Below are 7,811 nucleotides of genomic sequence, written 5' to 3' on the forward strand. Positions count from 1 at the left end.
CTTGCCGGTCTTGTCCTCGGCGATCTCCGGCCTGACCCAGCCGTTCTCGAAAGCGCGATCCACGATCGCGCATTCGATGGTCTTGATGGTGACCGGGTTGTCGTCGATGTTCAGCGTGCAGGAGGCCTCGCAGGGCGCGGGGCAGATTCGGCCGGTGAATTCGGGGAAATTGTTGGTCGAGTGCAGGTTGCGCGACGCTTCTTCCCAATTGCCCTGATAGACGAGGTCGTTGAAATCGGGGATCTGGTTGTTGACCGGGCAGCCCGGCGTGCCCGGCGCCACCGAGCCGGTGCCGTGGCAGTAGGGGATGCCGCAATTCATGCAGCGCGCGGCCTGGTCGCGCGTCTCCTTCTCCGACAGCGGCACCACGAATTCGTGGAAGTGCTTCAGGCGCTCGGTGACCGGCGTGTACTTGCGGTCGTGCCGCTCGATTTCGAGGAAACCCGTAACCTTGCCCATCAAACCTGAAGCCCCTGCAAAACTCTTGTTTCTCCGGTCATTGCGAGAAGCGTCAGCTCCGAAGCAATCCATCTCTCCGTCGCGCGCCCATGGATTGCTTCGCTGCGCTCGCAATGACGCCGTTGTCCTCGACTACGCCCCGATCGCGATCTTCGGCTCGGCGTCGGCGTTGGCCTGCAACTCCTTCAGCGCGCGGCGATACTCGACCGGCATCACCTTGCGGAACTTCGGCACGTAATCCTTCCAGTTCGCCAGAATTTCGGCGGCGCGTGTCGAACCGGTCGCCTTGGCATGGCGGGTGATCAGCACCTGCAGCCGCTCGACATCGGCTTCGAGCAGGTTCCGGAACACGTCGACGCGGCCATGGGCCTCGAGATCGCCGGCATGATGATAGAAAGCCTCGTTGACCATCTCCTCCGAGACCACGGGCTCGAGCTCGACCATCGCGAGATTGCATAGTCTCTCGAAATCGCCGGCCTGGTCCAGCACATAAGCGACGCCGCCGGACATGCCGGCCGCGAAGTTCCGCCCGGTCTTGCCGAGCACCACCACGATGCCGCCGGTCATGTATTCGCAGCAATGGTCGCCCGCGCCTTCGACCACCGCGACCGCGCCGGAATTGCGCACGGCGAAACGCTCGCCGGCGATGCCACGGAAATAGCACTCGCCCTCGATCGCGCCGTACAGCACGGTGTTGCCGACGATGATCGACTCCTCCGGCACGATGCCGGAATTGTGCGGCGGCCGGACGATGATCTTGCCGCCGGAAAGGCCTTTGCCGACATAGTCGTTGGCTTCGCCCTCGAGATCGAAGGTGACGCCCTGCGCGAGCCACGCGCCGAAGGCCTGGCCCGCGGTGCCCTTCAAGCCGACGGTTATGGTGTCGTGCGGCAGCCCGGCGTGACCGTAGATCTTCGCGACCCGGCCCGACAGCATGGCGCCGGCCGAGCGGTTGGTGTTGTTGATCTCGCTCTCGAACCTGACCGGCGCGCCGCGATCGAGCGCGACCTGCGACCGCGCGATCAGGGTGCGGTCGAGCACGGCCTCCAGGTGATGGTTCTGCGGCTCGGAATGATAGATCTTCTGGCCGCGCTCCTCCTTCTGGCGCACGAACAGCTTCGAGAAGTCGAGCCCCTTGGCCTTCCAATGCGCGAGCAGCTTGCTCTGGTCGAGCATCTGGGTCTGGCCGATCATCTCGTCGAAAGAGCGGAAGCCGAGCCCCGCCATGATCTCGCGGACCTCCTCGGCGACGAAGAAGAAGTAGTTGATGACGTGCTCGGGCTGGCCGGTGAAGCGCTTGCGCAGCACCGGGTCCTGGGTCGCAACACCGACCGGGCAGGTGTTGAGATGGCACTTGCGCATCATGATGCAGCCGGCCGCGATCAAAGGCGCAGTGGCGAAGCCGAACTCGTCGGCGCCGAGCAGGGCGCCGATCACGACGTCCCGGCCGGTGCGGAAGCCGCCATCGACCTGGACCGCGATGCGGCTGCGCAGCCGCTCCCGCACCAGCGTCTGGTGGGTCTCGGCGAGGCCGATCTCCCAGGGCGAGCCGGCGTGCTTGATCGAGGTCAGCGGCGAGGCGCCGGTGCCGCCCTCGAAGCCCGCGATGGTGACATGGTCGGCGCGCGCTTTTGCCACTCCGGCTGCGACCGTGCCGACGCCGACTTCCGAGACGAGCTTGACGGAGACCAGGCCTTCCGGGTTGACGTTCTTGAGGTCGTAGATGAGCTGTGCCAGGTCCTCGATCGAATAGATGTCGTGATGCGGCGGCGGCGAGATCAGGCCGACGCCCGGCGTCGAATGCCGCACCCGCGCGATGGTGGCGTCCACCTTGTGGCCGGGCAATTGGCCGCCTTCGCCGGGCTTGGCGCCCTGCGCCATCTTGATCTGCATCATGTCGGAGTTGACGAGATATTCGGTCGTCACCCCGAAGCGGCCGGAGGCCACCTGCTTGATCGCCGAGCGCATGGAATCGCCGTTCGGCAGCGGCTTGAAGCGGTCGGCTTCCTCGCCGCCCTCGCCGGTGTTGGACTTGCCGCCGATCCGGTTCATCGCAATCGCGAGCGTGGTGTGCGCCTCGCGGGAGATCGAGCCGAAGCTCATCGCGCCGGTGGCGAAGCGCTTGACGATGTCCTTGGCCGGCTCGACCTGGTCGAGCGGCACCGGCTTGCGCTTCTCCTCCTCGGCGGCCTTGATCCGGAACAGGCCGCGCAGGGTCAGGAGCCGCTCGGACTGCTCGTTCAGGATTTTTGCGAAGGCGCGGTAGCGGTCCCTGGAATTGCCGCGCACCGCGTGCTGCAGGGCAGAGACCGATTCCGCGGTCCAGGCATGGTCCTCGCCGCGGGTGCGGTAGGCATATTCGCCGCCGACGTCGAGCGCGCCGCGATAGACCTGGGCGTCACCGAACGCGTCGGCATGGCGGCGCACCGATTCCTCGGCGATCTCGGCGAGGCCGACGCCCTCGATGCGGGTGTGGGTGCCGGCAAAGAATTTGCCGACAAAATCGGCCTTCAGCCCGACCGCGTCGAAGATCTGCGCGCCGCAATAGGACTGGTAGGTGGAGATGCCCATCTTCGACATCACCTTGAGCAGGCCCTTGCCGATCGACTTGATGTAGCGCTTGACGATCTCATAGTCGTCGAGCGCCGCCGGCAGGCGGTCCTTCATCGCGATGATGGTCTCGAAGGCGAGATAGGGATTGATCGCCTCGGCGCCGTAGCCGGCGAGGCAGGCGAAGTGATGCACTTCGCGCGGCTCGCCGGATTCGACGACGAGGCCGACCGAGGTGCGCAGGCCGGTGCGGATCAGATGATGATGTACGGCGGCGCAGGCGAGCAGCGAGGGGATCGGAATCCGGTCCGAGCCCACCATGCGGTCCGACAGGATGATGATGTTGACGCCCTCGCGCACCGCGGCCTCCGCGCGGGCGCAGAGCTCGTCCAGCACATGCTCCATGCCCGAGGCGCCGAGGCCGGCGTGGAAGGTGGTGTCGAGCGTGCGCGAGCGGAAATGGGTCTCGGCGATGTCGGAGATCGAGCGGATCTTCTCCAGGTCCACGTCGGTCAGGATCGGCTGGCGCACCTCGAGCCGCTGGGTCGAGGCCAGTCCCTTGAGGTCGAACAGGTTCGGCCGCGGCCCGATGATCGAGACGAGGCTCATCACGAGCTCCTCGCGGATCGGGTCGATCGGCGGGTTGGTGACCTGGGCGAAATTCTGCTTGAAATAGGTGAAGAGCGGCTTCGCCTTGTCCGACAGCGCCGAGATCGGCGTGTCGTTGCCCATCGATCCCGTGGCTTCCTCGCCGGTGGAGGCCATCGGCGTCATCAGGATGTTGATGTCTTCCTGGCTGTAGCCGAAGGCCTGCTGCCGGTCGAGCAGCGGCAGGTTGGAGCGCACGGCCTTGGCCGGCGCGTCCGGCAATTCCTCCAGCACGATCTGGGTGCGGTCGAGCCATTCCTTGTAGGGATGGCTCTGGGCCAGCGACGCCTTGATCTCGTCGTCGGGGATCAGCCGGCCCTGCTCGAGATCGACCAGCAGCATCTTGCCCGGCTGCAGGCGCCACTTGGTGACGATCTGGTCCTCCGGGATCTTGAGCACGCCCATCTCGGACGCCATCACGATGCGATCGTCGCGGGTGACGAGATAGCGCGCCGGCCGCAAGCCGTTGCGGTCCAGCGTGGCGCCGATCTGCCGGCCGTCGGTGAAGGCGATCGCCGCCGGCCCGTCCCACGGCTCCATCAGCGCGGCATGATATTCGTAGAAGGCGCGGCGCTTCTCGTCCATCAGCGGATTGCCGGCCCAGGCCTCCGGAATCATCATCATCACCGCATGGGCCAGCGAGTAGCCGCCCTGCACCAGGAATTCGAGCGCGTTGTCGAAGCAGGCGGTGTCGGACTGGCCTTCGTAGGAGATCGGCCACAACCGCGTGATGTCCTTGCCATAGAGGTCGGACGAGACCGAAGCCTGCCGCGCCGCCATCCAGTTGACGTTGCCGCGCAGCGTGTTGATCTCGCCATTATGCGCGATCATCCGGTAGGGATGCGCCAGCGACCAGGTCGGGAACGTGTTGGTCGAGAAGCGCTGGTGCACCAGCGCGAGCGCGCTCTCGAAATCCTTCTCGTGCAGGTCGGGATAATACTTGCCGAGCTGGTCGGCCAGGAACATGCCCTTGTAGATCACGGTGCGGCACGACATCGAGCAGGGATAATAGCCGGCCATGCCGCGGTCGCGGCGCTGATAGATCGCCTGCGAGATCGACTTGCGCAGGATGTAGAGCCGGCGCTCGAAGTCGTCATCGGTCTTGGCCACGCCGTTGCGGCCGATGAAGACCTGCATGTGATAGGGCGCGGTCGGCTTGACGGTGACGCCGAGCGAGGAATTGTCGGTCGGCACGTCGCGCCAGCCGAGCAGTTTCAAGCCTTCGGCCTTGATCTGGTCGGCGATGATGCTCTGGATCACCTTGCGCCAGGACAATTCCTTCGGCATGAACAGCGCGCCGATGGCGTATTCGCCGGGCTGCGGCAGCGCGAAGCCGAGCTCCGACGCCTTGCGCGCGAAGAAGGCGTGCGAGATCTGCACCAGGATGCCGGCGCCGTCGCCGAAGCGCGGGTCGGCGCCGACCGCGCCGCGGTGCTCGAGATTGCAGAGGATGTTGAGCGCGTCGGCGATGATCTGGTGCGACTTGCGGCCCTTGATGTCGGCGATGAAGCCGACGCCGCAGGAATCCTTCTCCAGCGCGGGATCGTAGAGGCCTTCGGCCGGCGGGCGCCAGCTATGCTCAGGGGGCGTGGAATCGGCCGGTTTCGAGTCCATGGTCGCCGCCACGCCGTTGGCCCCGATGGTTCGTCGCTCGATCTCCGACCCGCTCATGTTCAGTCCTCTCCGTCCGGCCGACGCAATAACAAGCCCCCACCGTTGTTTGTCCGGCGCACCTTGGGCGTTCCGCGGCACCCCCAGGGGCCACCGCTCGTCCGCAAAGCGAGCCGCATTTTCAGAATTCAGGCCAGGCGTTCGTCGTCCTGATGGACGTCCTCACCCCATGACCTTATCGGCGCGACCTACACGCCGAAATTTCGTTGCGGCCCTCGCACCCGCTGCAATCCCCATGCCGGGCCGCTTCGAAATTGAGACAGTGTTCCTGTCCTAACTCGCACCATGCCAAATTTTTGTCTATCACACAAGCGCGTGAAAGTCGCTTCCGCGCTGACACAACCGGGGCTGTAGCACGCGATTTCGTCAATTTGGGGCAAGGACGCCGTCGTGCCGCCCAAGGACCGCCGGAATCAGCAGAGAATTTGCCGCGGGGGCTTCACAGGAGCAGGGCAATGAAGCTGTTGGCAGGATGGGCCGTATCGGCCGGGTTGATTTTGGCGGCAACGTCCGCCCATGCCCAGGTGGCAGGGCCACGCGCGGTCTCCGATTTCGATGGACCCGGCCCCTATGTCGAGGAAGCGCCGCCTCCGCCCCTTCCGCCGGCGCCGGTGCCGCGTCCTTATGGCTATTATGGTCCGGGTCCAGGTCCGGGCTATGGCGATGAACGGGACTACGCCTATCGGCGCGACTACGGCTACCGGGACGACCGTTACGCCCCGCCGGAAGAGGGCTATGCCCAACCGCAATATGGCTATGGGCCGCCGCTGATCCCGGTGCCGGAGGTCTATGCCGTGCTGCGCGACAACGGCTTCTCGCCACTGGGCATTCCACGGCAGCGCGGCAACCTCTACGTGGTCTCCGTGATCGACCGCAACGGCGAGGACGGCCGCCTCGTCATCGACGGCCGCAACGGCCGGATCATCCGTTTCACGCCCGCGTCTCACTGGGGCGACGCCTATAACAGGATGGGGCCCTCCTCGGCGCTGGTGCCGCCGCGGGGCGCCGCCGGTCCGCTGCCGCCGATCGCAGCGAGCCAGAGCGTCCCGCAAGGCACGATGCGGCCACCCACCGTCATCCTGGCACCGCGGTTCGCCAACCGTTCTGCACCGCTGCCGGCAGACAAGCCGCCGGTCGCCGCTGCGCCGGCGCCAGCTCATGCCCCGCAGCAATCAGCCGCGGTCGTGAAGAAGCCCGCCGAGGCGGCAGCGCCGGCGGCGACCGTGGCGGCGGCGCCGCAGGCCAAGCCGCCCGCACCGCCGGCGGGGGCGGTCCAGCCGACACAGCCAATGCCGAAGGTGCAGGATCTCGAGTAGCGTAGCGTCAATGCGTAAAGGTAAGCGTAGCGTCATGCATACAAAAACGCCCCGATCTCCCGGGGCGTTTTCGTTGATCGGTTGTGGATCGGAAGCCGGACGGATCAGGCGGCGGCCTTCTCGGCCGAGCCATCGACCACCTGCGGCGCAGGGGTGACCGATCCGATCGGAATGTTGCGGGGCTTCTTGGCCTCGGGGATCTCGCGGACGAGATCGACATGGAGCAGGCCGTGCTCCAGCGAGGCGTTCTTCACCACGACGAAATCGGCGAGCTGGAATGCGCGCTCGAAGGCGCGGGCGGCGATGCCGCGATACAGCACTTCGGACTTGCTGCCGTTCTCGCTGGCAGCCTTCTCGCCCTTGATCGTCAGCGTGTTCTCCTTCGCGACGATGGAAAGCTCTTCCTTGGCGAAGCCGGAGACCGCGACGGTGATACGGTAGGCGTTCTCACCGGTCCGCTCGATATTGTAGGGCGGATAGCCGGGGCTGCCGTCGGCGGCCGACTGGTCGAGCAGGGAGAAGAGACGGTCGAAGCCGATGGTGGAACGATAGAACGGGGTAAGGTCGTAGGTACGCATGGATCAAGTCCTCCATTGAGCGACTGTTTCGGGTAACCCGCCCGCCATCGGGCCGGGCCTTCGTCCGTGCAGCCCCAGCCTCTAGCCGTTGCGAAAAGCTGGTGGTGGCCTGCACGTTGGTGATATGGGAGGAACGAGACGGCGTTCAAGAGGGCGGGAGATGCGGCCTTTTTCGACGTTTCCCCCTTGTTTTCCGCACAGTTCGACCTAGCCGATTTCAGCCTCATGCTCGTCTCGATTCCCGCCAACCCCGTGCCGGAAAACGTGGTGACCGGCACGATCCGCACTCCCGACGGCGCCGAGCTGCGCTTTGCGCGCTGGGCGCCGCCGGCCGGACGCAAGGGCACGGTCTGCGTCTTTCCCGGCCGCGCCGAGCCGATCGAGAAATATTTCGAGACCGTGCGCGACCTGCGCGACCGCGGCTTCGCAGTGGCCATGACCGACTTCCGCGGCCAGGGACATTCCTCCCGGCGTCTGCGCGATCCGCGCAAGGGCTATGTGCGCCACTTTTCCGATTTCGAGGTCGACGTCGAGACCTTCGTGCAGCAGGTGGTGCTGCCGGACTGCCCGCCGCCGCACTTCGCGCTGG

4 protein-coding genes and 1 pseudogene are annotated in these 7,811 nt (G+C 65.8%); 2 read left to right on the forward strand and 3 right to left on the reverse strand.

Translation table 11 applies throughout. The features are described 5' to 3' along the window. Together gltD and gltB are read right to left on the reverse strand one after the other, a co-directional pair. A pseudogene (gene gltD / locus JOY90_RS23470) lies at positions 1-459 on the reverse strand (glutamate synthase); the annotation flags it as partial. A 132-nt stretch (positions 460-591) separates the two neighbouring features. Next, a complete protein-coding gene (gltB, locus tag JOY90_RS23475; RefSeq protein WP_291693501.1) occupies positions 592-5,328 on the reverse strand; it encodes a glutamate synthase large subunit in 4,737 nt (1,578 codons plus the stop codon). A 455-nt stretch (positions 5,329-5,783) separates the two neighbouring features. Between gltB and JOY90_RS23480 the strand changes: the two genes are divergently transcribed. Next, on the forward strand, positions 5,784-6,644 hold the full coding sequence (locus JOY90_RS23480; RefSeq protein ID WP_291693502.1) for a hypothetical protein: 861 nt from the start codon (positions 5,784-5,786) through the stop codon (positions 6,642-6,644). Positions 6,645-6,748: 104 nt separating this feature from the next. On the opposite strand, the gene JOY90_RS23485 is transcribed toward JOY90_RS23480, so the two are convergent. After that, positions 6,749-7,222: an Hsp20 family protein gene (locus JOY90_RS23485; RefSeq protein WP_291693503.1), complete on the reverse strand. Its 474-nt coding sequence runs from the start codon at positions 7,220-7,222 to the stop codon at positions 6,749-6,751. A 225-nt stretch (positions 7,223-7,447) separates the two neighbouring features. On the opposite strand from JOY90_RS23485, the gene JOY90_RS23490 reads away from it, so the two are divergent. Beyond that, the coding region (locus tag JOY90_RS23490) for an alpha/beta hydrolase (protein ID WP_291693504.1) at positions 7,448-7,811 on the forward strand (364 nt) is incomplete at its 3' end.

Origin of the sequence: Bradyrhizobium sp. (genome assembly GCF_019242285.1) — a bacterium.
Lineage (GTDB): Bacteria > Pseudomonadota > Alphaproteobacteria > Rhizobiales > Xanthobacteraceae > Bradyrhizobium.